Genomic DNA, 25,859 nt, shown 5'->3' with positions numbered 1-25,859 from the left:
ATGACAGAGAAGGTTCTGGCGAAATATGATCTCGTTATTGGTCTTGAAATACATGCCCAACTCTTAACAAAAACTAAAATATTTTCATCTGATTCTGCTTCATTTGGTGGCGATCCTAATGATCATACCAGCATTATATCTGTTGGCTTACCAGGGACATTACCTAAAGTCAATGAAAAAGTAGTAGCATATGCTGTTAAAATGGGCTGGGCTACCAACTGCACCATTAATAAACATAATCGCTTTGACCGTAAGAACTATTTCTATGCTGATTTGCCAAAAGGATATCAGATCACACAGGATGAACTTCCGATTTGTCAAAAGGGGTACATCACCATTCAGGTTAAAGATAATCCCGAAAAGAATATCCGGATCAACCGTATTCACATGGAAGAGGATGCCGGCAAAAGTATGCACGACCGGGATGATAAATATTCCCTGATCGATTTGAACCGGGCAGGTGTTCCTCTTATTGAGATTGTATCCGAACCTGATCTCCGCTCTGCAGAAGAAGCCGCTGCCTATGTTACTGAAGTAAGAAAGTTGGTTCGTTATCTGGATATCTGCGATGGGAATATGGAAGAAGGAAGTATGCGCTGTGATGCCAATATCTCGGTCAAACTTAAAGGAACTGAAGAATATGGTGCCCGTTGTGAAGTGAAGAACTTAAACTCGATCAGGAATTTACAAAGAGCAGTGAACTATGAGTTTAAACGTCAGGTAAAGTTGGTTGAAAAGGGCGAACGTATAGAACAAAATACGCTCAATTTTAATGCCTCTACGGGAGTAACCTCAGTTTTAAGGTCCAAAGAAATGGCTAATGATTACCGCTATTTCCCCGAACCCGATCTCCCTCCTTTGGAATTGGCAGAGGAGTGGATTCAAAAGCTAAAAGCAGAACTTCCAGAATTACCCGAACAACGAATTAAACATTACTTGAAAGATTTTGCTCTCTCTCAATACGATGCGTCCTTGTTAACCGCAGATAGGAGTGTAGCTGACTTTTTTGAAGAGCTGGTCCAGCATACCCCATACTACAAATCTGCAGCTAACTGGGTTACTGGTCCTCTTCAATCTTATGCGAATGAGAATGGGAAAGATCTTTCCATCTTGCGGAGCAGCTTAAAGCCCATTTCTGAAATAATAAAATTGGTTGAAGAGCTTAAAATAAATTATACAGCTGCTGTTCAACAACTTTTTCCCGCCTTAATGGCTAAAGAAAATCAATCTGTACCGCAGCTCGTTCTTGATTTAAATCTTTCTATCGATACCGATGATGACGAGCTTACCGGTTTTATTGATGAAGTGGTAAGTCGCTACCCCGAAAAAGTAATGGAATACCATAAAGGGAAAAAAGGCGTTTTAGGCTTGTTTATGGGTGACATTATGAAAATTTCTAAAGGAAAGATCGATCCCAAATCAGCAAACAAACTTCTTCTTGAAAAATTAAAATCATTAAAGTGAAACGTATCCTGCTACTCCTCCTGAGCATCATTGCTCTTTTTTCCGCTTGTAAAAATAAAACTGCATTTACTATCGATGGCAAGCTCGAAAATGCTCAAAATCTTAAAAAAGTGTTGATCTATAAAGGCGATGTGCTGGTCGATTCTGCAGTGTTGAGTGATAAAGGTGAATTTCGTTTCCAAATTCCCTCACCTGATCCTGACTTTTTTTACCTGGTAGCAGATGCAAAGAATTACCTTTTACTTGCCCAGGATGGGGATGAATTGAAATTCAACGCTGATTATACAAGTACTATTGGAGGATACTCCATCGAAGGCTCTGAGGACGCTGAAAACCTAAAGGAGTTCAACGCAATTAATAATAAATATGGGAAGGTTTTTGTGGATTTGAAAACGCAATATGACCAAATGATAACTGCTCATCCGGAACAGAAAGATGCCATCTCGCAAAAACTTACCCCTCAGTTTGATGCCAATATGAAGGCATTTGCAAAAGAGTCTCTCTCTTTTGCCGCAAAGAATAGTGATAATCTTGCTGGCTTTTATGCCATGAGCATGCTCGATCCTGTCGATTATGAAGATCAATTACTCAAATATGCAGAGAGTTTAAAGGGCAAATTTTCTACCAATAAACCGGTTCAGGAATTTATTGCTAAAATGAATAAGATAAAACCTATTGCCAAAGGTCAGCCCGCAATAGATTTCCAAAGTCAGGCGCCTAACGGACATCTTGTAAAATTATCAGATTTTAAGGGTAAATATGTGTTACTCGACTTTTGGGCATCGTGGTGTGGACCCTGTCGCCAGGAGAACCCTAATATTGTAAAGCAATATCAGGCGTATAAGAATAAGAACTTTACCATTCTTGGTGTTTCTCTGGATAATGATAAAGCCGCCTGGCTAAAAGCAATCAAGGATGATCAATTAGATTGGAACCATGTATCTGATCTGAAACAATGGAATAGTGAAATTGCAAGACAGTATCAAGTGGAAGGGATCCCTGCTTCTTTCCTAATTGATCCTTCTGGAATCATTGTAGCTAAGAACCTTAGGGGTGCCGCTCTTGAAGAGTTCTTAAAGAAAACGTTGAAATAAACTGATTATACTGTTAAGATAAAGTAAGTATTAACAATTACTTAATATTAACTTAATGATTAAGTACATTTAAGCTTTTATTTTAGCAACGTAATACAAAATCATGAGTTCAAATAAACAAAAGATCTTAGTCGTTGACGATGAACCTGATATCAGGGAACTGATTGAGTATAATCTAAAAAAAGAAGGCTATCAGGTCTATACAGCCAGTAATGGCCAGGAAGGAATAGCTGAGGCAAAGAAAGTTCATCCTGATTTAATTATTCTTGATGTTATGATGCCCAAGATGGATGGTATTGAGGCCTGCCGCATTATGCGATCCATGAATGATTTTAAATCAACTTTTATGGTATTCCTTACTGCCCGCAGTGAAGAGTATTCTGAAATCGCAGGATTTAATGTCGGCGCCGATGATTATATCGCAAAACCTATTAAAGCAAGAGCTTTGGTAAGTCGGATCAATGCGATCTTAAGACGTAATACCCAGTCCGAAGACGTTATTGAAAATAAAATTGAAATCGGCGATCTGGTTATTGATAGGGAAACTTACCTGGTATACCAACGCGGAGCAAAGGTAACTCTTGCTAAAAAAGAATTTGAATTGCTTTATTTGCTTGCTTCTAAACCCGGTAAAGTATACACCAGGGAGGTAATCTTAAAAAATATCTGGGAAGACTCCGTAGTGGTCACTAATCGTACTATTGATGTTCATATCCGCAAAGTTCGTGAGAAATTAGGTGATGATTATGTCGCAACAGTTAAAGGGGTTGGCTATAAATTCGACGCTTAAATTAAACTTTAACGACCAATAATATAAACTCTGCATTCCATCTTCCTATAGGGCAAAACTAATAGGTAAATGGTATGCAGAGCTTTAGTTTAAATTTGTATCAAGCCGAACATTCCTGTCCATTTCTACAATCCCGATACAATAATCCCGTTATGTGCCAAACCAAAAATGGGTTACTCTTTTATTCCTATTGAATTCGGTACCTGCGATACAGACGTTTCTATCCGCTCCTCATCCAACTCTCAAATTAAGCTGCTTCTGATTAATACCTCACCTTAAATAGAAACAAGGTTTTAAATCTTTCTGTTGGTCAAATGTAAAATGTACCTGCAGAAAAGGCGATTGTTATGTCCAATCTTCCTAACTCTTCTGCATCACGTATATTTTAACTTATTTTAGTGCCAAATAAGAGCTAGATAATATCAATTTATTTACAAATGATATCAGTTGATCTCGATTTTATCCAAAAAGTATGACAAAACATGAGATGGTTTCTTGTGAACGGTGCGGTGCCCGCATTGAATGCAGGGCAAATACATACTCCAGGTGTCAGTGTAATGCCGTTCAGCTGAGTGCCAAAGAAGTAGAGTATATTGCCGAAAAATACGAGGGATGCCTTTGTGCTTCCTGCTTGAACGCGCTTAAATCAGAACACCAACTCCTGGCTGAACTCAACTAATTGTAGCTTTTGTCAATACTGGAATGTATATTTGTCCTAGTTCTTTACATCATTCTTCCAACAGTCAGGTTATTTTGTCCAATTTTATGGATGGAATTAAAAAGGAACCGTGTGCAATTCACGGGCTGTCGCGCAACTGTAAGTAACATCTGCTCTAGCAGGTTACAAGCCAGGATACTTGCCGTCTGTTTTGAGACCAATGCTTTCGCGATTGAAGCAGTAGTCCGGAGTTTAAGTATCTATTCTTACGCTCTATCTACACCCTTTTCGAAAGCATACCAAAAACGTAAGGAACATTAATTCACATTAATGTTTAATAAAGTTTTATGCGTATGCTCAAAAACAATCTTGGTTACCCTCGTGTAGGCGATAACCGACAACTTAAAAAAGCCTGTGAACGGTACTGGGCAGGCACAATTTCTACAGATGAGCTTCATCAAACTGCTTGGAAACTTCGGGAAACTAGTCTGAAATTACAACAAGAGGCAGGTATTGACCTCATCCCATGTAACGATTTCAGCTTTTATGATCACATCCTCGACATGTCATTAATGCTTGGAGTAATCCCTAAGCGTTATTCCCCAATTCTGACAGCAGTAAAAGGAAATGCAGAAATTGATTTGTATTTCGCTATGGCCAGAGGGTATCAAAAGGATGGACTGGATATTCCGGCAATGGAAATGACCAAATGGTTTGATACCAATTACCATTTCATTGTTCCTGAGTTTACCGTCGATCAGGAATTTAAGCTCTTTTCTGAAAAAGCTTTTGCTGAATTTAACAGTGCCAAACAAATCCTGGGTAGTAGTCCAAAACCGGTATTAACTGGACCGGTTACTTATTTATTATTGGGAAAAGAGAAATCGGATCAGGAAGGAAATCGGGTCACCTTCAATCGAATAGATCTCATCAAAAAGTTAGTTCCCGTATATGTCGAGATCATAAACACTTTTAAAAGTTATGGTGCCGAATGGATCCAGCTGGATGAACCCTATCTATCACTTGACCTCAGCGAGCCTGAAAAACAGGCATTCCAATATGCCTACGGGGAAATTAGTAAGAAATGCAACGGTATAAAAATCCTGTTGACTTCATATTTCGAATCACTGGGCGACAATACTGTTCTGGCGCTTCATTTGCCCGTGGCAGCGGTACATATTGATTTGGTACGTGGTGCTGAACAACTGAACGAAGTTTTAAAACATACACCTCCCACTATGAATTTATCACTAGGTGTAGTAGATGGAAGGAATATCTGGAAAAACGATTATTTGAAGTCCCTTTATCACATTCAAAAGGCCGTTGCCGTACTTGGATCCGAAAGGATCATGGTTGCTGCCTCTTGTTCCCTTTTACATAGCCCTTGTGATCTTGATTTGGAGACCACTTTAAATCCAGTCATTAAAAACTGGATGGCGTTTGCCCGGCAGAAGCTGGATGAAATTAGTGATCTCTATGAAATTGCCAATGGAAACAATGCACTCTTATCTGCTAATATTCTGGCTTTGGAAAGTCGGAAATCCTCCAGCCTGATCCATCGTAAAGATGTCAGGGAAAGACTGGATGCTATTTCAGAAAAAGACGCTACAAGAAAAAGCCTTTTCTCCGTACGCCAGCAAATTCAAAAAAAGCGCTTCAACCTTCCTCTTTTTCCAACAACCACTATAGGATCATTCCCTCAGACCGCCGACATCAGGCAATTACGCGCAAAACTCAAAAAGGGAAATATCAGTCTGGCCGATTATGACCTTGCCATCGAAATCGCTACATTAGAAAGCATCCGCTGGCAGGAGGAAATCGATATAGATGTACTGGTGCATGGCGAGTTTGAACGTAATGACATGGTAGAATACTTCGGCGAAATGCTGCAAGGTTTTGTATTTACACGTAACGGTTGGGTACAGAGTTACGGTAGTCGTTGCGTTAAACCCCCGGTCATTTTTGGCGATATTAAACGCGAAAAGGATCTGACTGTGCGATGGAGCAAATTTGCACAGGAACATACCAGTAAACCGATGAAAGGGATGTTAACCGGACCGATTACCATTCTTCAATGGTCATTTGTGCGGAATGATCAACCTCGTTCTGAGACTGCCTTTCAGCTCGCACTAGCCATTCGCGATGAGGTCCTTGCCCTTGAAAAGGCAGGAATCGGTATCATTCAAATCGATGAACCTGCTATTCGGGAAGGTTTACCTTTGCGAAAAAACCAATGGGCAACTTACCTCGATTGGGCAATTAAGGCCTTCCGCATCAGTGCTTCAGGGGTTAAAGATGAGACCCAGATTCATACCCATATGTGTTATAGCGAATTTAATGATATTATTAAAAATATAGCAGAAATGGATGCTGATGTGATCACAATTGAAACATCACGCTCGCAGATGGAATTGTTGGATGCCTTTATCGATTTCAATTACCCCAATGAAATTGGCCCAGGTGTATATGACATCCATTCCCCACGTATTCCATCCGTGCAGGAAATGGTTCAGTTATTAGAAAAAGCGGCAATTTCTATTCCGATCCGGAATTTATGGGTGAACCCCGATTGTGGCTTAAAGACCCGTAATTGGCCGGAAACCAAACAAGCGCTGCTCAATATGGTGCAGGCGGCTAAACAAATGAGGGAGAAGGCTCTAACACCCCTGGAAAGATCAATTTGATCTGTTAATCAGGGAAGGAAAGCTTTTTTTTAAAAAAAGGTGCTCTTTAAAAAGCGTTCTTTATAAAAGCGGGGATAAGAAATAATCCCCGCTTTTTTTTTAAAAATCTAATTAATTCCGTATAACGATTTCCATGTCGCCTCCCGCAAAATCTTCAGAATGTAGAGGAACAGAATAGTTCATACCACCTAAAGTAGGAGTATCCCCTACAAAATTCTGGATATAATAATTTCCTTTGTATCCTTTTTTCTTAAGAAAACTCGTCATTTCCTGAATGTCATGTGCACTTAATAAATCAGAATGAACCGTAGTTCTCACCTCAAAAGGAATTCCTGAAACAATTAATAACTCCAGACTTTCCTCAAACTGTGCAAAAAGATTGCTTTTAGTTACTTTGTCAAACCCGGAGGATAATGATTTGAAGTCCAGCGCTACATAGTCAACCAGATTCCTTTGAATCAGTGCTCTTAGCTTTTCAGGGTGACCGCCATTCGTATCGATCTTTACGAGCATGTGCATGCCTTTAATTTCAGCAGCATATTGTTCTATACCATGATGCATGGTACATTCCCCGCCACTTAAAACCACTCCATCGAGCAGATTTCTTCTTTTCTCAATAAAAGTAAGCGAATCACTAAAACTTATCTTCCCTTTTCCCAGAACAATCTCCGGATTATAGCAATAAGGGCACTTCATATTACAACCTGCGAACCAAATGATACAGGCTGTTTTATCAGGGTAATCAAGTAACGTAAATGGAGTTATATTGTAAATCGGGTTAGGCACACTTCGATTCAATAAAATGGATCCGTTGTTTATGCTCCGCTTTTTTACCAATATTGAAACTTTCCACAGGGCGATGATAACCCATCACACGTGTATAAACCAAACATTTACTTCTTTTTGACTCGTTCTTAATCAATTCTTCCTGGATCTTAGTGTTTTTCATATGCTTGCTGTTTTTAATTCTTTTAGTAAAATTTCATCACAGGTAGGGCAGTACTCATGCTCTCCATTCAGGTACCCATGAACCGGACAAATGCTAAATACCGGAGTCACCGTAATATAGGGCAATCTAAAATTAGATACTACCTTTTTAACCAGGTTACGGCACGCTTCCGGAGAGCTTAATTTTTCTCTCATGTACAGATGTTGTACCGTTCCGCCCGTATATTTACACTGCAGTTCATCCTGTAGCAGCAACGCCTCAAAAGGATCGTCCGTGTAATCTACAGGAATTTGGGAACTGTTCGTATAGTAGATGTTCTCGTCTTCGCCAGCCTGAATAATTCCTTCAAATCGTTTTTTATCTTCTTTGGCAAAGCGATAAGTAGTGCCTTCAGCAGGAGTAGCTTCCAAATTGTACAGGTTACCCGTTTCTTCCTGAAATACCGTCATCCGCTTACGGATGAATTCCAGAATATCCAAAGCAAGGGTTTTTCCTTTTTCCGATACAATATTGTATTCATCTGAGCTAAAGTTCCTGATCATTTCATTCATCCCATTAACCCCAATGGTGGAGAAGTGGTTCCTGAAATGACTCAGATATCTTTTCGTGTAAGGGTATAATCCCCGGTCATACATTTCCTGTATAAATACTCTTTTCTTCTCTAAAGTTGATTTTGCAATCGTCAGCAATAAATCCAGACGGCCATATAGACCCTTTTCATTCCCCTTGTATAGAAATCCCAATCTGGCCATATTAATAGTGACTACACCCACACTGCCTGTCATCTCCGCACTGCCAAACAAACCATTTCCTCTTTTTAACAGTTCGCGTAAATCGAGTTGTAGTCTGCAGCACATACTCCGCACCGCATTTGGCTTATAAGCCTGAGGGTTCTCTATCCGGTTACCTTCTTCATCCTGCATATACTGACTGCCAATGAAGTTTTGGAAATACGATGATCCAATTTTGGCCGTGTTCTCGAACAACAGATCCGTATTTTCAGAGTACCAATCAAAATCCTCCGTAATGTTTACCGTAGGAATAGGGAAGGTAAAAGGTTGTCCGTTTGAATCACCCTCCGTCATCACTGTATAATACGCTTTATTGATGAGGTTCATCTCAGGTTGAAAATGACCGTAACATAAATCCAACAAGTTGGTTACCCCACGCTCTTTCGCATACAGGATCAACTTTTCGTCTGTACTGCCTTCAAATAGATGACGGTCATTTCGTGTTGGAATCTGTCCTTTAAGATCTTCAGGAATCGTCCAGTCAATCGTTATATTTGTAAACGGCGATTGTCCCCAACGTGCCGGTACATTTAAATTATATACAAAACTTCGAATCGCCTTCAATACATCCTCAAAATTCAACTTATCTTTAAAAACATAAGGAGCCAGGTAAGTGTCAAATGAACTGAAAGCCTGAGCTCCAGCCCATTCACTTTGCAAAATGCCAAGGAAATTGGCCATCTGTCCTAAAGCTTCCCTGAAATGCGAAGGAGCCTTACTGCCCACCCGGCTGCGGACTCCATTAAAACCTTCATTCAATAAGGCCCTTAAACTCCATCCAGCACAATATCCGGTTAAACAATCCAGGTCATGAATGTGCAGATCGCCATTCCGGTGTGCATAACCTTCCTCTTTCGAATATACCTTATCCAGCCAGTAATTTGCGATTACCTTTCCCGCTACATTGTTGACCATACCGGCATTGGAATAGGAGGTATTCGCATTCGCATTGATCCGCCAATCTGTCTGACTGATGTATTCTTCAATTGTTTGCGTGCTGTTTATAAACGTCGTATCCTCATCCACCCCACCAATATGCGTTCTTTGCATTTTGCGTGTATGCCGGTAGATCATAAACGAACGCATCACTTCAAAGTAGCCTTTGTCGAAAAGCTCCTTTTCAATAATGTCCTGAATCTCTTCTACCGTCCACACTTCTTTCGTCTTCAGATCGGCTAAAACTTTTGCATAGATCGCTTTATCGCAAAGTACACCTACGCTTAAAAATCCTTTTTCAATGGCGTCTTCAATTTTGTATCCTTTGTAAGGCTCGTAATCGCCATTTCTTTTTATAACGTAGTTGATCATGTTTTTGAGTTCGGATGCAAGACTAATGAAAATGGCCCGCTTAAACATCCTCATCTTATCAACACGAGGTGAGAAACTTTATATCATAAATTGTAAACATTTGACCCCTAAAAGGAGTAGGGCACAATGTGAAAGATGAATCAAGATGTTAAAAGATTACATCTTACTCATCTCCAGTTTGTTGTTTTTTTGCTTTCTATTCATGAGATAAACCAGATACATTCCTATCGCGGATAAAATAATGAGAATAAGATAGCTGAAACTTAGATTGCGTTCATCCTTCGCAGGGAATACGTTCAAAATTGCATACGTCAAAAACGACAGCACAATGTAGACGAACCCTCCACTAAGACCGCCAGCGATTCCCGCATTATTAGGAAACTTACTGAGACAATAGGTAAAATAGATATTATACGTAAACCCTGCACCAGCATGTATGAGGAATGCAAAGAATACAAGCGCATATATGCTGGTGAAATAGTTTAAACTAAAGATCATAATTAGCACAAATACAATTTGCAAGCCGGTATTGATCGCTAACTTTTTGTAAAACGGTCGTGTGATCAAAGCTTTACTGATGAATCCGCCTGACATCCATGCTAATCCAAGAATTAAGGAACAAGTGCCTGCAACAATTGGTGTTAAACCAAGCTGGTGTTCAATGATATAAGGGCCTGTCATGTTATATACCATAACCATGGAATAGGCAAAACAAAGCATAAAGAGCCCCAGGCTAAAACTGACTGTTTTGAACATTTTCAGGTAGATCCCAACAATCTTTTTTAAATGGAATTCAGCAGGATTACTGAGCGTTTCACCACTATAGATCACTTCAAGGACTGCTATTACCGATGCGAATGCAGCTAAAAAGTAAAAGTTTGACTGCCATCCAAAAATCGTTTGTAGATAACCTCCTAAAAATGGGGCTATAATAGGTCCGGCCGACCAGATGATCGTAAATAGGCTCAGGTAGTGTTTGAGCTTTTCTCCTGTGTATAAATCAACAAAATAAGCTCTTTTCGATACCACAATGATGGCTACTGATATCCCGTGAACGATACGCATCGCATAGATTAAATAGATGTGATCTGTTAAAGCAATAACCAGACTAGCTATAATAAATACCAGTAAGGCACCAAGACTAATTCGAAAACGCCCGAAACTATCCAGAATACTCCCAATAAAGAGTTGTGAAACACCATAACTGATCAAAAAGACAGTCAATGTCATTTGCACCTGGATACTGCTTACATGCAGGTCAGCACCCATACTTGGCAGGGATGGAATATAAACATCTGTTGCAAAACCCGAAAGCGGTATTAATGAAAACGCAAGAAGTGTAGAAATAGATTGATTTTTCTGTTTGATCATTTAAGATAATGTTGCGGATAACCAGAACAATTAACTACATAATAGATTAACTGATGACTGAATAAGGTATTTGTATACCCGCAAAGCTACTATAACTACAGAAAACGAATCGGATAAACAATTTTATTTACCGGATTATGACCCTAAAGCGGTTAGGTTGGAGCTAAGAATTTATTTATATTTTTAAGCTTGCACTGATTTCTCTCACAAAATCTTCTGTAACACCAACCAGACCAGCAATTTTTGAGACGCTTAAATCTGTTGAAGATAGTAGATTTTTAGTAAACTCAGCTTTTTCCTCCACACGGCCTTTTTCAAGGCCCATTTCAAAACCTTCTTCCCTATTCAGTTCGTTTATTGTTTCTATTATTCCCATAACGTTGCTCCTTCCCATTAAGGTGTCTACTTCTATATCAAAAATACGATTAATTTTCGGATCTTTTATATAGACCAAATTTTTCAAAAAGATGATAAAACGTGCAATTTTTTCATGATTATATTTACCACTGTCTATTAAAGTCCGGGCAATGGTAAGCCGCTCTTCACCTAATTCTTCTTCCGGTATTTTCCCTTCAAGCAGGGCCTTCTGTGCTGCCAGAATAATTAGTGAAAACGGATTATCCATACCCAGTAGTTCTTCATGAGTATGATCAAAGATTTGATAGGCTTTATACTTAAATAAGATCTCGGTGAAAATTAGCTTTTCATGATACTGGCCTGGTCTCCGTTGGTTCCTTTCTCCAGTAAATACAGCTAATGCTTCCACCGGAATTCCAAAGCGGTCAGTTAGCCTGTATTGATATTGGAACATCCTTTTCTCAAAGCCTGGTTTGTTCCCTCCTTCAATTTCTACATGTACCAGTATATATTCAAATCCCCCTTTCAAAAGAAGCGGTCAGTTAGCCTGTATTGATATTGGAACATCCTTTTCTCAAAGCCTGGTTTGTTCCCTCCTTCAATTTCTACATGCACCAGTATGTATTCAAATCCCCCTTTCAAAAGACATACTTTAACCAGCAAGTCGGCGGCACGTGTTCCTCCTTTCTTCTCCCGTTCAGGAAAGATCTCCCGTAATTCCTTATTATATTTGTGACAGAGAAGAAGCTAATTATTTTGATTTCATGTTTCTAATAAGCCCTTTTTATACTGAATTCCACCTCCCTTACACCTTCAATTCCCATTTCCCCAAAAAACACTATTTTTGCACCGTGAGAATTCCCAAGTTGCAGGATTTAATCCTGTTTGAAAATGACGATCTGCTGGTGGTAAACAAACCTCCTTTTATTAGTTCACTGGATGAGCGCGAAGGGGGAGAGGTGAGCATGCTCAGATTGGCCAGACAGTATTGCGGAGATGCGCAAATCTGTCACAGGCTCGATAAAGAAACTTCAGGCTGTTTAATTATTGCTAAAAATCCTGCTGCCTACCGTTTGGTTGCCATGCAATTTGAGCGTCGGAAAGTAAAAAAAGTATACCATGCCGTAGTGAATGGCACCCATACCTTTGAGGATGTGCACGTCAACCTGCCGATCCTGAACATTGGAAACAAGAATGTCAGTATCAGTCGTCAGGATGGTAAAGCAGCAGAAACAATCTTTAACTCCTTAAAATACTATAAACACTATACCCTGATCGAATGCCAGCCTATCACTGGCCGGATGCACCAGATTAGAATCCATTTAGCTACGCAACGCGCTTGTATTGCCGGGGATGATATGTACGGGGGGCAATCTGTTTTCCTTTCGCAAATCAAGCGCGTATATCATATCGCCAAAGATGAAGAAGAACTGCCGATCATGAAGCGGTTTGCCTTACATGCCAAACAGGTTAGCTTTAAAATTGATGCTGAAAATGAAGTAACAGTGGAGGCTCCTTATCCGAAGGATTTCGCCACACTCATCAAGTTACTGGACAAATTTGATGTATAAAAAAAGAGGCTTTAAGCCTCTTTCTTTATATTAATTTAGAATGCTATCAAATCCTAGTAACCCAGTATCTTCAATACCTGTTTACTATTCTGCTCTTCCCCGAACACCTCAAAGTTGAACGTCTCATCCCGATTTCTCCTGATCAGCACATGCTTAGGCGATGGCAGCAAACAATGATGAATCCCACCATAGCCACTTAACACCTCCTGGTATGCTCCTGTATGGAAGAAACCCAGGTATTGCACCTTCCTGGTTTTCGGCATAAAAACACTGTTCATATGCGCTTCCTGATTATAGTAGTCCTGCCCGTCGCAGGTAATCCCGCCCAGGTTGACCCTCTCATACTCCGAATCCCAATTATTGATCGGTACCAGGATATATTTTTGATTCAATGCCCACACATCAGGCAGGTTTGTGATGAACGATCCATCCAGCATCAGCCATTTTTCACGATCATTCTGTTGTTTACGACCCAGAACCTTATACAAGATCCCTGATGCTTCCGCAACCGTATATTTACCAAACTCAGTAATGATATCCGGCTCTTCTACATCATTAACCGAACAAATTTCTTTAATCCGCTTCACAATCTCGTTCACCATATATTCATAATCGAAATCGAATACCAGCGAATCTTTAAAAGGCATCCCTCCACCTATGTCAAGAATGGACAGCGCAGGATTGATCTTTTTGAACTTACAATATAAAGTCACATATTTCTCCAGCTCATTCCAATAATACGGGGTATCCGAAATTCCCGAATTGATAAAGAAATGCAGCAACTTCACCTCAAAATTGGGGTTCTCCTCAATTTTGCTATGCCAAAAGTCAATGATGTCCTCTATTCTAATCCCCAGGCGTGAGGTATAAAACTGCGAATCCGGTTGCTCTTCTGCCGCAATACGAATACCCAGATTAATCGGCAGGTCAAGCTCATCATCATACATGTTGAACTCTTCCTTATTATCCAGCACCGGAATAATGTTTTTAAACCCATCGTGGAACATATCCACGATATACTGCTTATATTGATAGGTCTTAAACCCATTACAGATCACAGTGATATCTTTAGTCACAGAACCCTTTTTTTCCAAAGCATCGATCATAGGAAGATCAAATGCGGAAGAGGTTTCCAAATGGATATCGTTTTTAAGCGCTTCTTCGACAATATGTTTAAAGTGTGAGCTCTTTGTACAATAACAGTACATATAGCTTCCGCGATAATTATTATTATTGATAGCCTGCTGAAAAAGGAGCTTCGCCTTTTGAATCTTTTTAGTGATCAAAGGCAAATACGTAAAACGTAATGGTGTACCATACGTTTCAATCATCTCCATCAGGTTTAGGTCATGAAAGTATAGTTCATCATCTATTACCTCAAAACCTTCCTGCGGAAATTCTACACTCAGGTCAAGGAACTCTTCGTAACTCTGCATTTATTAAAATTTACGCAAAAATGTAATTTTTTAACGAATAATATTTCTATTCAGCACGAATAATTGCAATTGTTTACAAATTAGTGCTGTAAGGTACGTGAATTTCGGCAATCATACACCTGGCGCTCCCTCCGCCGAAGCGTTCAATGGTCCACAATGGTGAGTGAATCAGGCTGCCGTACTGCCCTAGAGCGCTTTTTTGTCTCTCATCCAGGGATTCAAAAGCTTGTGTGGACATTACAATTAAACTTTCGCCCAGTTTATTGCTGATCTGAATTAAATTTCCCGCAAAGGCATTCATCTGCGACAAGCTGATCGGAATGATTTCTTTCTGAGTCGCCGTAATCGAACGGATCAAAGCATCACGATCTTCCGGATGTGCAATGGCCTCCAGACAGATCACCGCAAAACGATCTCCTATGCTCATCATCACGTTAGTATGGTAAATTGCTTTTCCTGAAGCATCTATAGCTTGAAAAGTTGCTGTACGATAACCGGATAAAGCTGCGAAATAAGCGAGTACTTCTTCATTAGTGCGACTCGATAAACAAGCGTAGGCGATATGATTGACCCGATCCAGAACCATGCTTCCAGTCCCTTCCAGATACTTACCCGTTTGTTCAAAAAAGCTCAGGTCTACGTAATGTTTATAGCCATACCCGTTCTGTACCGCCTTAATAATCTTGATGTTTCGTTCCTGCCGCCGGTTTTCTGCTTCCATGGGGTAGATGAACAAACTTCCATCTTCATGTGTGGAGATCCAGTTATTCGGAAAGATCGCATCAGGAGTATGGAATTCAGGATCGTCATCGACAGCCAGTACCAGCACTCCATGAACACGCAACAGGGCTACGAACTGATTGAATTCCTCCAGTGCTTGCGACTGTATATTTTCACCACCATGATCCACATGCTGGAATAAATTACTGAGCGCCGTTTGGTCATTAAAGCCAAACATCGACGGCCGGATCATCAATATGCGTGGGGTTGTCTGCATCGTCTAAATGGAATCGCGGATTAAAGGTAAACTCATGCAATGAAAACCTCCCCTTGCCCGGGAAAGCTCGCCTGAAGGCATGAGGATTAACGTATCTCTTAAGTCTTCTACTTTGATCTCTTCATTTTCAAGCTGGGTAATCAGGTCTTTTACATGAATAACCGAAAATCCATTAGTCTTAAAGGACTGGATCGTCCGGTCGTTCCGGTCATAGCCTAGCACAATCCCTTCTCTTAAAGCCAGTAAATTACAGGAATCCGTCCATTGTTCCCGTTCATCGTAAGGGAACTCATTATTCCCTGAATAAATGAAGTTCGTATTCTGGGTACTCCCCAAATCTTTTTCACTGATAGATGAAAGCAGATTTTCAATGCTTTTAAACTTCTTCGGCCGGTCTTTTCCCTTACTGAATTGAAAAATTTGTACATGGTCTTTTACTTTTTTCTCGGACAGGTAATCCTGAGGCTGCCTCTTTATTTTATCAGGAGTAGCACATACGGAACCCAATACCACCCAGGTATGCCTGTTTACCTGCGTAAAGAGTGTATCGATATGCATATAATCGCGCTTGTGCGGAATCCGGATCACCGTAATTTTTTTGACCACATCATGCTCAAACAGTAATCGGATGGCCTCATTGGCCCCACTGGGTGATGTCCGTTCGGAACAACCAATCAGGATGTGATCCGGACTAATCACCATGACATCACCTCCCTCCAGGGTTGCTTTTTCCTCCTGCCCGTCACCCGGACGCAGAAAATATTTCACCTCATGCGGAAACTCCAAAATCTTGTGTGTAGAAGCACTAAACAAAGGATGGTTATAAAAAATATACCGCGATAAAAGCGCCTCCCGGCCCCTCGCTTTTTTAGCTGGTTTACTCAGCAGTATAAAGTTATTGATCGTGATGCCAATGTCTCTGGTGAAAATCAGATTAGGAATAGGGGGGAACAACATCTCCCCATCAGGCATAGATCCCGATATCAGGATGCGCGATAACAAACCCGCCGGTGTAGCCGCAAGTTCCAATTGCAGCGCATAACTACATTCCTCTATGGCGCAAATAGCAGCACAAAGTTTATTCCTGATCTCTGTAACTTCCAGTATGTCAGCCAACAGCTTTTCTACCTCCACCACTTTATCCGAATTGAAATAGCCGGGTTTTCCCGGTTTATAAAACTCTCGTTTATCTGCCAGCGTATCTACCGGGTTATTTAGTTTGCCTTTGATCTTCGACGGATCTAAAAAATATAAAAGCAGCTTCACGTAATGATCATATTCATCTGCCCGAACGGTGTCCAGATGGATAATGTCTTCAAAAAGCCAATCCTGTGCTTTCGATGGGGCTACACGACCAATTCCGCTATCCGGACTGTGGATCATAACTGCCCTAAGGGTACCAATTTCTGAATTTACACTAATATCTAACTTTGCAGGTGTCATGCTGATTTTGATGCTTAAAACAAATCTAATCCAAATTATCAGCATTATTAAGGGGTGATTAGCGGTCTAATGATTAATTTTGAACCATGGATTTTATTGTCAAATACACCATTCAAGCAGTTAAGGCCCTGTATGATATTGATTTACCCGAAAATAGTATAAGTCTTCAGGAAACCCGCAAGGAATTTGACGGTGAAATAACCGTTGTTACTTTTCCCTTAACGCGCATTTCTAAGAAGTCTCCCGAACAAACAGGTATTGAAATTGGCGAATATTTGCAACAAAATGTACCTGAAGTCTCCGGATATAATGTGATCAAAGGATTTCTAAATCTATCCTTAACCAGCGCTTATCTGCTCGATCTATTTAAAAAAACGATCTTTCAACCTGACTTCGCCGTTTTGCCTGCTAATGGCAAACGCGTCATGATTGAGTATTCTTCCCCTAATACCAACAAACCTTTGCACCTTGGACATGTACGGAATAACCTGTTAGGTTACTCTGTTGCTAAAATTCTCGCTGCATCCGGATATGAAGTGATTAAAGCAAACCTGGTGAATGACAGAGGCATCCATATCTGTAAATCTATGCTCGCCTGGCAGAAATTCGGTAATGGGGAAACGCCCGTAAGTACCGGTCTAAAAGGTGATAAGCTGGTAGGAAACTACTACGTCAAGTTTGATCAGGAATATAAAAAAGAAATTGAAACGCTGAAAGCAGCCGGACAAACGGAAGATGAAGCAAAGAAAAATGCACCCTTAATTAAGGAAGCGCAAACCATGCTTCAGCAATGGGAAGCAGGGGATGAGGAAGTGACATCGCTCTGGAAAACCATGAATACCTGGGTTTATAAGGGCTTTGACGTAACCTACAAGAGCTTAGGGGTTGAATTTGATCAGTTTTATTATGAATCGGATACCTACCTGCTTGGCAAGGATATCATCGATGAGGGATTAGAGAAAGGCGTATTCTTTAAAAAAGAGGATAACTCGGTATGGATTGACCTGACCGCAGACGGTCTGGATGAAAAACTGGTACTGCGTGGTGATGGAACATCCGTTTATATTACACAGGATCTGGGTACCGCTCAATTGAAATACGATAACTACCAGATGAATGAATCCATCTATGTAGTGGGGAATGAACAGGACTATCACTTCAAGGTGTTATTCCTGATCCTGAATAAACTAGGCAAAACCTGGGCTCAGGGACTTTACCATCTTTCTTACGGCATGGTCGACCTTCCATCAGGCAAAATGAAGTCCAGAGAAGGCACCGTGGTAGATGCCGATGACCTGATCCAGGAAATGATTGATACCGCCTGTCAGCGCACCGAAGAACTCGGTAAAGTGGACGGATTCACTGAGGAAGAGAAAAAAGAACTCTACCGTATGATCGGTTTGGGTGCATTAAAATACTTCCTGCTGAAAGTAGAACCTAAAAAACGGTTACTGTTTGACCCGAGTGAATCAATCGATTTCCAGGGACATACCGGACCTTTTATTCAATATACACATGCCCGGATCTGTTCTGTATTGAGTCGCGCGGATGTACCACTTCCTTCTTTTGAGGGCATAAAGGACCTATCTCCGGTTCAAAGGGAGTTGATCTTAACGCTAAGCAGATACACGGAAGTCATCCTAACTGCTGCAAAGGAATACAGTCCCGCACTAATTGCCAACTACGTATACGAACTGGCCAAGGTATACAACAAGTTCTACCACGAGGAGCCGATTTTAAAAGAGGAGGACCTGGAGCTTCGTCAGATTCGTCTGGCTCTTTCATCGGTTACTGCTTCCGTAATCCAAAGAAGCATGGATCTTTTAGGTATTGATGTTCCACAAAGGATGTAAAAACAATTAAAATAGCAGCTCATGTTTTTATTTAACGTTCGGGTTTACGGCCTTTTAATTAATGAACAGAATCAAATTCTGATTAGTGATGAAGAACATCAGACCGTTCGCTTCAGCAAGTTTCCCGGTGGCGGACTTGAGTATGGCGAAGGACTCACTGACGCGTTAAAACGCGAATTCATGGAGGAATGTGAAACGGAGATAGATGTGCTGGATCATGTTTATACCACAGACTTTTTCGAAAAATCATCCTTCAACGAAAGCCAGATCATCAGTATCTATTATTTGGTTAAACCCGTGCAGCCGCTGAATTGCCTGATTTCAACCAGCGCATTTGATTTCAGCCGGCAAGCACTGATTAAACAATCCTTCCGCTGGATCCCTATTGAAAATCTTTCTGAGGATGATGTCACCTTTTTAACCGATAAGATCGCTATACAAAAATTACAAGCTGCATGGAAGAAAAAAGAAGTCTAAGCGAACGTGACCAGGCGATCATCTGGCATCCTTATACACAAATGAAAACGGCCGGATTGCCGATCCCCATTGTAAGGGGAGAGGGTGTTTATCTCATTGATGAAAACGGTAAAAAGTATCTCGATGCCGTTTCTTCCTGGTGGGTCAACCTGCACGGACATTCCCATCCCCATATCGCTAAAAAGGTAGCGGAACAGGCCAGTATATTGGAGCATGCCATCTTTGCCGGGTTTACACACCCTCCCGCAGTAGAACTTGCAGAAGGTCTACTGAAAATTTTACCCCCTAATCAGGCGAAGATCTTTTATTCCGATAATGGCTCTACCGCTGTGGAAGTAGCCCTGAAGATGTGCTTTCAATATCGCTCCAATAAGAACCAGTCCCGCAATAAGGTACTTGCATTCCAGCATTCCTATCATGGTGATACCTTTGGTGCCATGGCCGTAAGTGCCCGAAGTGCCTTTACCGCCGCCTTTGAAAGTCTGCTCTTTGATGTGGAATATATCGAAACACCACATGCCGGCAATATCGAAAAACTTAAAGCCTATCTCAGGGAAAATGCAGCAGATATCTCTTCATTTATTTATGAGCCCTTAATTCAGGGTTCCGGAGGCATGCTGATGTATGAAGCCAAATGGCTGGATCAACTCCTTGGTATTTGCCGGGAGTTAGGCATCCTGACGATCGCAGATGAAGTCATGACCGGCTTCGGACGTACCGGTAAACTTTTTGCTTCTGATTATATGGAGCATCAACCTGATATCGTTTGCCTGTCCAAGGGACTTACAGGTGGTACGATGGCTTTGGGTGTAACCTCCGCCACACAAGAGATTTTTGATGCCTTTCTATCCGACGATAAACTCAAGACCCTTTTCCACGGACATTCCTTTACCGCCAATCCAATAGCCTGTGCTGCTGCCCTGGCCAGTTTAGATCTGACGCTCTCTAAAGAAACGCAAGATAATATCCAACGAATCTGCGCCAGGCATGCCGCTTTTGCCCTTCACATTCAAAATAATCCGAAACTGAAAGCGGTTCGGCAGACAGGAACGATTATTGCTTTCGAATGGGAAACAGGGGATGATACCTCTTATTTCAGTTCGCTCCGGGACAACTTATACCAATTCTTTTTAAAAGAAGGGATTATTTTGCGTCCCCTGGGAAACATCATCTATATCCTTCCACCTTATTGCATCTCAGATGCCGAACTGGATTACATCTATGCGAAAATTGAACAGGCCCTCGACATCTTCTGAACCAGATAAAACAGCTTTTATTATAGGACTGTTCTCTACCGAACTGATTGTCGTCCTTGCCCTTTTCGGTTGTTTGACTATCTTCTTTATACTGGTTAAGTTAGTTCTTATTGATCATAATCAAGCCTTTGACCAGACCATATGTCAGTTCATCGAACCCTATTCCAATGCCACAACCACGCGGATCATGGCCGCCATTACGGAACTGGGAGGTACGCGTTTTATGTTGCCGGCCAATATTCTGCTGATCCTCTACTTCCTTTTTATTCGGAAGCATCGATGGTACTCCATCAAGATCGGTGCGATTGCTTTAAGCAGCGTCCTGATGATGCACCTGTTAAAACTCATCTTTAACAGACCAAGGCCCCTGATCCCCTTACTGGAACCTGCTATAGGTTTAAGCTTCCCAAGCGGACACGCCATGACTAGTGTGACCTTTTTTGGCCTGCTGATCTATTTTGTACACGGACATACAGTCAATAAAATAGTCCGAATTTTACTGATCTGTCTGCTAGTTGCTCTGATCCTGCTCATCGGAATTAGCCGGATCTATCTGCGCGTGCATTATCCCAGCGATGTGCTGGCTGGCTACTGTATGGGTGTCGTTTGGTTAATCCTATCCCTGGAATTCCTCAACCGGATGGAAAGGCGTAAATGACAATGATCTGTTGATTATCGGGTCATTTTTCTCGTTTTTTACATGATAAACAATCATGAAAATGGAACAACGTAATTTAGGAAATTCCGCACTTAAAGTGTCATCTCTGTGTTTAGGAGGAAACGTATTTGGCTGGACAGTAGATCAGCAAACGTCCTTCCGGATCTTGGATGAGTTTATAGACCTTGGATTTAATTTTATCGATACCGCAGATGTATATTCCAAATGGGCACCAGGAAATAAAGGTGGTGATTCTGAGAGTATTATTGGGTCTTGGCTCAAGCAAAACAACAAGAGAGATCAAATTGTGCTGACGACTAAAGGTGGATCAGAAATGGGACCCGGACTTAAAGGCCTTTCCAGTGCTTATATCACAAAAGCCGTAGAAGATTCCCTATCGCGATTACAAACCAATTACATCGACTTATACCTATCTCATTTTGATGATCTGGAAACTCCGGTAGAAGAAACTTTGGAAGCCTATGCTAAACTCATCAGTGCAGGTAAAATCAGGGTCATTGGAGCGTCAAACTTTAGTCCGGAGCGTTTGAAACAAGCATTGGATGCCAGTGACAAAGGGCTGCCCAAATACGAAAATTTTCAAATGCAATATAACCTCGTAGAACGCGAAGCATACGAAAAACAATATGCAGCCTTGACAGCGCAGTATCACGTAGGAGTAACCACTTATTTTTCCTTAGCTAGTGGTTTCCTCACCGGAAAATACCGTTCAGAGAAAGATCTTTCCAAGAGTACGCGAGGTCAGGGAGTGAAGAAATATTTAAACGAAAAAGGGATAGATGTGCTTACTTCTTTGGATAATGTGTCGACCCGACATAACGCTACGCCGGCACAAGTCGCATTAGCCTGGATAATCGCCCAGCCCGGAATCACTGCACCGGTAGTCAGTGCAACCAGTATCGATCAGCTCGACGATATCTCAAAAGCGGCCTCTTTAAGGTTATCCGCAGAAGAAATAGCTGAACTGAATGAAGCGAGTGTATAACAATTTTGCATCCTAATTTTTAACTTAGCCCCCAATGGGATATCAGAGTTTAGAAGCTTGTGTAAATGACCTGGAGAAAAACGGTCATTTGATTCGGATTAAAGAAGAAGTAGACCCTTATCTGGAAATGGCCGCCATTCATTTGCGCGTGTACGAACAACAGGGGCCCGCTCTTTTCTTTGAGAATATTAAGGGCAGTCCTTTTCCCGCAGTTTCTAATCTGTTTGGTACGCTGGATCGTTCTAAATTCATGTTCAGGGATTCACTGGAAAAGATTAAAACCCTGGTAGAACTGAAGAACGATCCCATTAAAGCAATCAAACACCCGTTCAAATACATGAATGTGGCCTTAACCGCTTTATCCGCGTTGCCCATGAAAGTGGGGAAAACTGCAGCCATTCTTTACGGACAAACTAAGATCAGTGCCCTTCCTCAAATTGTAAATTGGCCCATGGATGGTGGTCCCTTTGTCACCATGCCTCAAGTATACACTGAAGATAGCGACCACCCCGGTATCATGAATGCCAACTTAGGCATGTACCGCATCCAGTTGGGTGGAAACGACTATTTGCAGGACCGTGAGGTTGGTCTGCATTATCAGCTTCATCGTGGAATAGGGGTACATCAAAGTAAAGCCAATGCTAAAGGGCAACCTTTGAAAGTCAGCATTTTTGTTGGCGGTCCCCCTTCCCATCCGCTTGCTGCCGTGATGCCTTTACCTGAAGGATTGTCGGAGATGACCTTTGCAGGGGCATTGGGTAACAGGCGTTTCAGATACTTCTACGATGCGGATGGCTTTTGTATTTCAGCAGATGCAGACTTTGTAATTACAGGAACGATCTATCCACAGGAGAATAAACCAGAGGGACCTTTTGGCGACCACCTGGGTTATTATAGCCTGGTTCATCCTTTCCCAGTCATGAAGATCCATAAGGTGTATCACAAGAAGAATCCGATCTGGTCCTTTACTGTCGTTGGGCGACCTCCACAGGAAGATACCAGTTTTGGCGCACTGATCCACGAAATAACCGGTTCGGCGATGCCAAAGGAAATTCCCGGACTGCACGAAGTGAACGCAGTAGATGCCGCAGGTGTACACCCTTTGTTATTTGCTATTGGTAGTGAACGTTATACCCCCTATTTAAATAACCGCAGGCCGCAGGAAATCTTAACCATTGCCAATCATATATTAGGAAAAAGTCAGCTGAGTCTGGCTAAATACCTGTTCATTGCGGCAAAGGAAGATGACCCTGCTTTACATACGCATAATATTGCCGATTTTCTGGTCCATATCCTGGAACGAATTGACTTTCAAAGAGACCTTCATTTTCATACCAATACGACGATTGACACGCTGGACTACAGTGGCGATGGGTTGAACTCCGGATCGAAGGTTGTATTTGCAGCCGCAGGAGAGAAAAAGCGGGAACTGTGGAAGGAAATTCCTTCTCATTTTAGTACCCCTGCTTCTTTTGGAAAAGCCACATTAGCAATACCGGGCGTAGTTACTCTGGAAGGAATACCTTATACTTCTACACAATCGGCTCAAAATGAAATGGCCCAGTTGAATGAACACTTGAAATCAGCTGAGCTAAATGGCTTGGCATTAATGGTTTTATGTGATGACGCTGAATTTACGGCCGCTCATATCAATAACCTGGTATGGATTACCTTCACACGAAGCAATCCCTCGCATGATATCTATGGTATCAACAGTTTTATCGAGCATAAACATTGGGGATGTATTGGTCCCGTGATTATAGACGCACGTAAAAAGCCTCATCACGCACCTGAGTTAATTAAAGATCCTGGAGTAGAGAACCGAATCGACCAATTGGCTACTCAAGGCGGTTCGTTGTATGGCGTAATCTAATTCGGTAAATAAAGGAATCTATTCTTTTAGAGGACAGATAGGGATCGGCTAGGAGACAGCTGTATCCAAAGGTCGTCCCTTGTTCGTTGCTTCACCCAGTCAGCTGGCTTCTAGCTTCGACTCGAGCCGAAGCTAGAAGCCAGCTGAAACGAGTAAGGAGCGAATAACGATCGGATACTTTGTACAGCAGTTCCGTCTCTGTCTCCAAACAGATCGTACTCAAGTACTATATTCTACTCAAAACAATAGCTTGATGAAGCTAGTTTAAATCTACTTAATAATTCTGGATAAAAAAAAAGCCGCCTCAGTAGTATTTGAGACGGCAGTAGGACTGGGATTAAAAACGTACCCCAAATGTCAAGTATACGTTGTCACTTGTGTTTTTCAAGTTAGCCTGAGGACTTGCAGAAGACAGCTCATAAGGATAAAAAGTCTGTTTTCTGGAAGCGTTTGCATAAGTAGCATCCAAGTAAAAATTACTATAACGGTAACCCAAACCTCCACTGATGATGTTTGTAGCACCACTTATACCTTTTTCTGGGTTCGACAAGTAATTATAGCCTGCCCGCAGGTAAAAGTTCTCATTCAACCTTCCTTCACCACCCACTTTTGCATTTACAACTGATTTGTAAAGATCAGAGATTCTCATGTTATCATCAGACGAGGTAGAATAATTACCCAACTTCATCCCTGCATAATCCACATATTCAATATCAGCTGATAGAAATCCTAACTGTTGAAAGAATACTGCGATCCCACCATTCACTTTCATAGGAGTTCGCAATGTATAATTACTATTGAAAGGTTCCGGTTTTCCAGGGAATCTATCACCTCCTAAATATGAGGTCTCTAAAGCCAAAGTGCTATTGTCTTCAATGTCATACCAAGTGGGGCTTGTGAAAGAAGCACCCAGGCGTACAGCTTCTACCGGTTTGTAAATCATACCTAATTTGAAGTTAAACCCGCTTCCTGTAGTCTCCTGATTGAAATCGTAAAATGTGGTATATTCATCGGCATCTGGTTCTGTGTTTCCTACTTCTGTAAAGGTTGAATAGGAGTTATACCTTAAGCTAGTCAAACCAAGCGTAAGACCTAAATATAACTTATTACTATAATTAGTTCCAACAGCTATGTTAAACTCGTTCTGTCCACCGGTTCTGCTTCTAGACAGCGTTTGATCAGAATTCAGATAGGTATTAGGTGCATAAATATTACCGTAAGAGTTATTTCCTACCGAATCAATTAGATAGTGTTCGTATCCCCACCATCCCAGTGGATTATATGCATTGTTGAGATCGGCAACACTACCACCAACGGCATTTGCATTTTCGGCAAGAAAATCAGCTATTGAATTATTAGGATTCTGGCCAGCCAGATACAAATTGTCATAAAAGTTATTCGTTCTGCCAAAAGAGATTCCGAAATTAAAATTCAGAAAGCCCTGTGATGTTTCGGCGCCTACTGGGACTCTTTTCGCAGAATGAAACAGAATGGAAGCATTATTCAAATTTAACTGATCTTTAGTATCAGTCCTATTTTGTCCGAAATAGGAGGAAGAAGTCTTGCTGGAATTAAACTCTGGAGTAATGCTAAATTCTGACTTATTAAAGAAGCCAAGTCCTGCTGGATTACCACTAATAGAGCTTAGGTCACCGCCGACAGCGGTTGATGCGTTTCCAATAGCTTTGATTCTTGAAGTTGAGCCTTGAGTAGATCCTGAAAACGTATAAGCATCCTGGTTGAACTGCGCGTAAGAGAACTGACTGAACGCAGTAGCTGCGAGCATCAATAATATATTTTTAAATTTCATAGTATGGTTTCTT

The 25,859-nt window shown here is 41.3% G+C and carries 21 protein-coding genes and 1 riboswitch; of the genes, 12 read left to right on the top strand and 9 right to left on the bottom strand.

What is annotated here, in order from left to right; translation table 11 throughout:
* From gatB to metE, 5 genes are all read left to right on the top strand, one after another.
* Positions 1-1,464, top strand: coding sequence for an Asp-tRNA(Asn)/Glu-tRNA(Gln) amidotransferase subunit GatB (gene gatB / locus BFL47_RS00295; protein ID WP_069657793.1), 1,464 nt, complete (start codon positions 1-3; stop codon positions 1,462-1,464).
* Positions 1,461-2,558 (top strand): TlpA disulfide reductase family protein, encoded by a 1,098-nt coding sequence (locus BFL47_RS00290; protein ID WP_069657792.1) that lies wholly within the window; start codon positions 1,461-1,463, stop codon positions 2,556-2,558. Before gatB ends, BFL47_RS00290 begins: the two co-directional genes overlap by 4 nt.
* A gap of 103 nt (positions 2,559-2,661) precedes the next feature.
* The gene (locus tag BFL47_RS00285; RefSeq protein WP_016193989.1) at positions 2,662-3,348 is read left to right on the top strand and encodes a response regulator transcription factor; all 687 of its coding nucleotides are present in this window, start codon (positions 2,662-2,664) and stop codon (positions 3,346-3,348) included.
* A 472-nt stretch (positions 3,349-3,820) separates the two neighbouring features.
* Positions 3,821-4,027: a cysteine-rich CWC family protein gene (locus BFL47_RS19105; RefSeq protein WP_083256913.1), complete on the top strand. Its 207-nt coding sequence runs from the start codon at positions 3,821-3,823 to the stop codon at positions 4,025-4,027.
* A gap of 48 nt (positions 4,028-4,075) precedes the next feature.
* A riboswitch (cobalamin riboswitch) is annotated at positions 4,076-4,227 on the top strand.
* A 132-nt stretch (positions 4,228-4,359) separates the two neighbouring features.
* Positions 4,360-6,690 carry a 5-methyltetrahydropteroyltriglutamate--homocysteine S-methyltransferase gene (metE, locus tag BFL47_RS00280; protein ID WP_069657791.1) on the top strand — a complete coding sequence of 777 codons (2,331 nt, stop codon included), beginning with the start codon at positions 4,360-4,362 and terminating at the stop codon, positions 6,688-6,690.
* A 111-nt stretch (positions 6,691-6,801) separates the two neighbouring features.
* On the opposite strand, the gene BFL47_RS00275 is transcribed toward metE, so the two are convergent.
* From BFL47_RS00275 to BFL47_RS00260, 5 genes are all read right to left on the bottom strand, one after another.
* Positions 6,802-7,476, bottom strand: a complete 675-nt coding sequence (locus BFL47_RS00275) for an anaerobic ribonucleoside-triphosphate reductase activating protein (protein ID WP_069657790.1) — start codon at positions 7,474-7,476, stop codon at positions 6,802-6,804.
* Positions 7,469-7,639 carry an anaerobic ribonucleoside-triphosphate reductase gene (gene nrdD, locus BFL47_RS20315; RefSeq protein ID WP_131676999.1) on the bottom strand — a complete coding sequence of 57 codons (171 nt, stop codon included), beginning with the start codon at positions 7,637-7,639 and terminating at the stop codon, positions 7,469-7,471. The genes BFL47_RS00275 and nrdD overlap by 8 nt, the downstream gene beginning before the upstream one ends.
* Entirely contained in the window at positions 7,636-9,738 is a 2,103-nt protein-coding gene (locus tag BFL47_RS00270; protein ID WP_069658025.1) for a ribonucleoside triphosphate reductase, read from the bottom strand. The genes nrdD and BFL47_RS00270 overlap by 4 nt, the downstream gene beginning before the upstream one ends.
* A gap of 156 nt (positions 9,739-9,894) precedes the next feature.
* Positions 9,895-11,109: an MFS transporter gene (locus BFL47_RS00265; protein WP_069657789.1), complete on the bottom strand. Its 1,215-nt coding sequence runs from the start codon at positions 11,107-11,109 to the stop codon at positions 9,895-9,897.
* A 175-nt stretch (positions 11,110-11,284) separates the two neighbouring features.
* The gene (locus tag BFL47_RS00260; RefSeq protein ID WP_139125710.1) at positions 11,285-11,995 is read right to left on the bottom strand and encodes a hypothetical protein; all 711 of its coding nucleotides are present in this window, start codon (positions 11,993-11,995) and stop codon (positions 11,285-11,287) included.
* 322 nt (positions 11,996-12,317) lie between these two features.
* Between BFL47_RS00260 and BFL47_RS00255 the strand changes: the two genes are divergently transcribed.
* The gene (locus BFL47_RS00255; RefSeq protein ID WP_069657787.1) at positions 12,318-13,037 is read left to right on the top strand and encodes an RluA family pseudouridine synthase; all 720 of its coding nucleotides are present in this window, start codon (positions 12,318-12,320) and stop codon (positions 13,035-13,037) included.
* 53 nt (positions 13,038-13,090) lie between these two features.
* On the opposite strand, the gene BFL47_RS00250 is transcribed toward BFL47_RS00255, so the two are convergent.
* From BFL47_RS00250 to BFL47_RS00240, 3 genes are all read right to left on the bottom strand, one after another.
* The gene (locus BFL47_RS00250; RefSeq protein ID WP_069657786.1) at positions 13,091-14,473 is read right to left on the bottom strand and encodes a type III PLP-dependent enzyme domain-containing protein; all 1,383 of its coding nucleotides are present in this window, start codon (positions 14,471-14,473) and stop codon (positions 13,091-13,093) included.
* A 73-nt stretch (positions 14,474-14,546) separates the two neighbouring features.
* Positions 14,547-15,470, bottom strand: coding sequence for a citrulline utilization hydrolase CtlX (ctlX, locus tag BFL47_RS00245; protein ID WP_069657785.1), 924 nt, complete (start codon positions 15,468-15,470; stop codon positions 14,547-14,549).
* 3 nt (positions 15,471-15,473) lie between these two features.
* A complete protein-coding gene (locus BFL47_RS00240) occupies positions 15,474-16,913 on the bottom strand; it encodes an arginine deiminase family protein (RefSeq protein ID WP_069657784.1) in 1,440 nt (479 codons plus the stop codon).
* A gap of 86 nt (positions 16,914-16,999) precedes the next feature.
* On the opposite strand from BFL47_RS00240, the gene argS reads away from it, so the two are divergent.
* Genes argS through BFL47_RS00210 form a run of 6 tightly spaced genes read left to right on the top strand, consistent with a single transcriptional unit; the run spans position 17,000 to position 24,036 of the window.
* Positions 17,000-18,766 (top strand): arginine--tRNA ligase, encoded by a 1,767-nt coding sequence (gene argS, locus BFL47_RS00235; protein WP_069657783.1) that lies wholly within the window; start codon positions 17,000-17,002, stop codon positions 18,764-18,766.
* A 21-nt stretch (positions 18,767-18,787) separates the two neighbouring features.
* The gene (locus tag BFL47_RS00230) at positions 18,788-19,243 is read left to right on the top strand and encodes an NUDIX domain-containing protein (RefSeq protein WP_069657782.1); all 456 of its coding nucleotides are present in this window, start codon (positions 18,788-18,790) and stop codon (positions 19,241-19,243) included.
* Positions 19,222-20,499: an adenosylmethionine--8-amino-7-oxononanoate transaminase gene (gene bioA, locus BFL47_RS00225; RefSeq protein ID WP_069657781.1), complete on the top strand. Its 1,278-nt coding sequence runs from the start codon at positions 19,222-19,224 to the stop codon at positions 20,497-20,499. Before BFL47_RS00230 ends, bioA begins: the two co-directional genes overlap by 22 nt.
* Positions 20,465-21,157 carry a phosphatase PAP2 family protein gene (locus BFL47_RS00220; RefSeq protein ID WP_170827235.1) on the top strand — a complete coding sequence of 231 codons (693 nt, stop codon included), beginning with the start codon at positions 20,465-20,467 and terminating at the stop codon, positions 21,155-21,157. The genes bioA and BFL47_RS00220 overlap by 35 nt, the downstream gene beginning before the upstream one ends.
* A gap of 55 nt (positions 21,158-21,212) precedes the next feature.
* Positions 21,213-22,163 carry an aldo/keto reductase gene (locus BFL47_RS00215; protein ID WP_317042918.1) on the top strand — a complete coding sequence of 317 codons (951 nt, stop codon included), beginning with the start codon at positions 21,213-21,215 and terminating at the stop codon, positions 22,161-22,163.
* A 34-nt stretch (positions 22,164-22,197) separates the two neighbouring features.
* Entirely contained in the window at positions 22,198-24,036 is a 1,839-nt protein-coding gene (locus BFL47_RS00210; protein ID WP_069657780.1) for a UbiD family decarboxylase, read from the top strand.
* Between the two features lie 337 nt (positions 24,037-24,373).
* On the opposite strand, the gene BFL47_RS00205 is transcribed toward BFL47_RS00210, so the two are convergent.
* A complete protein-coding gene (locus BFL47_RS00205) occupies positions 24,374-25,846 on the bottom strand; it encodes an OmpP1/FadL family transporter (RefSeq protein WP_069657779.1) in 1,473 nt (490 codons plus the stop codon).
* Between the last annotated feature and the right edge of the window lie 13 nt (positions 25,847-25,859).

Origin of the sequence: Arcticibacter eurypsychrophilus, from assembly GCF_001730525.1 — a bacterium.
Lineage (GTDB): Bacteria > Bacteroidota > Bacteroidia > Sphingobacteriales > Sphingobacteriaceae > Arcticibacter > Arcticibacter eurypsychrophilus.
The sequence above is the reverse complement of the archived record's forward strand: the minus strand, read 5'-3'. Positions and strand labels throughout refer to the sequence as shown.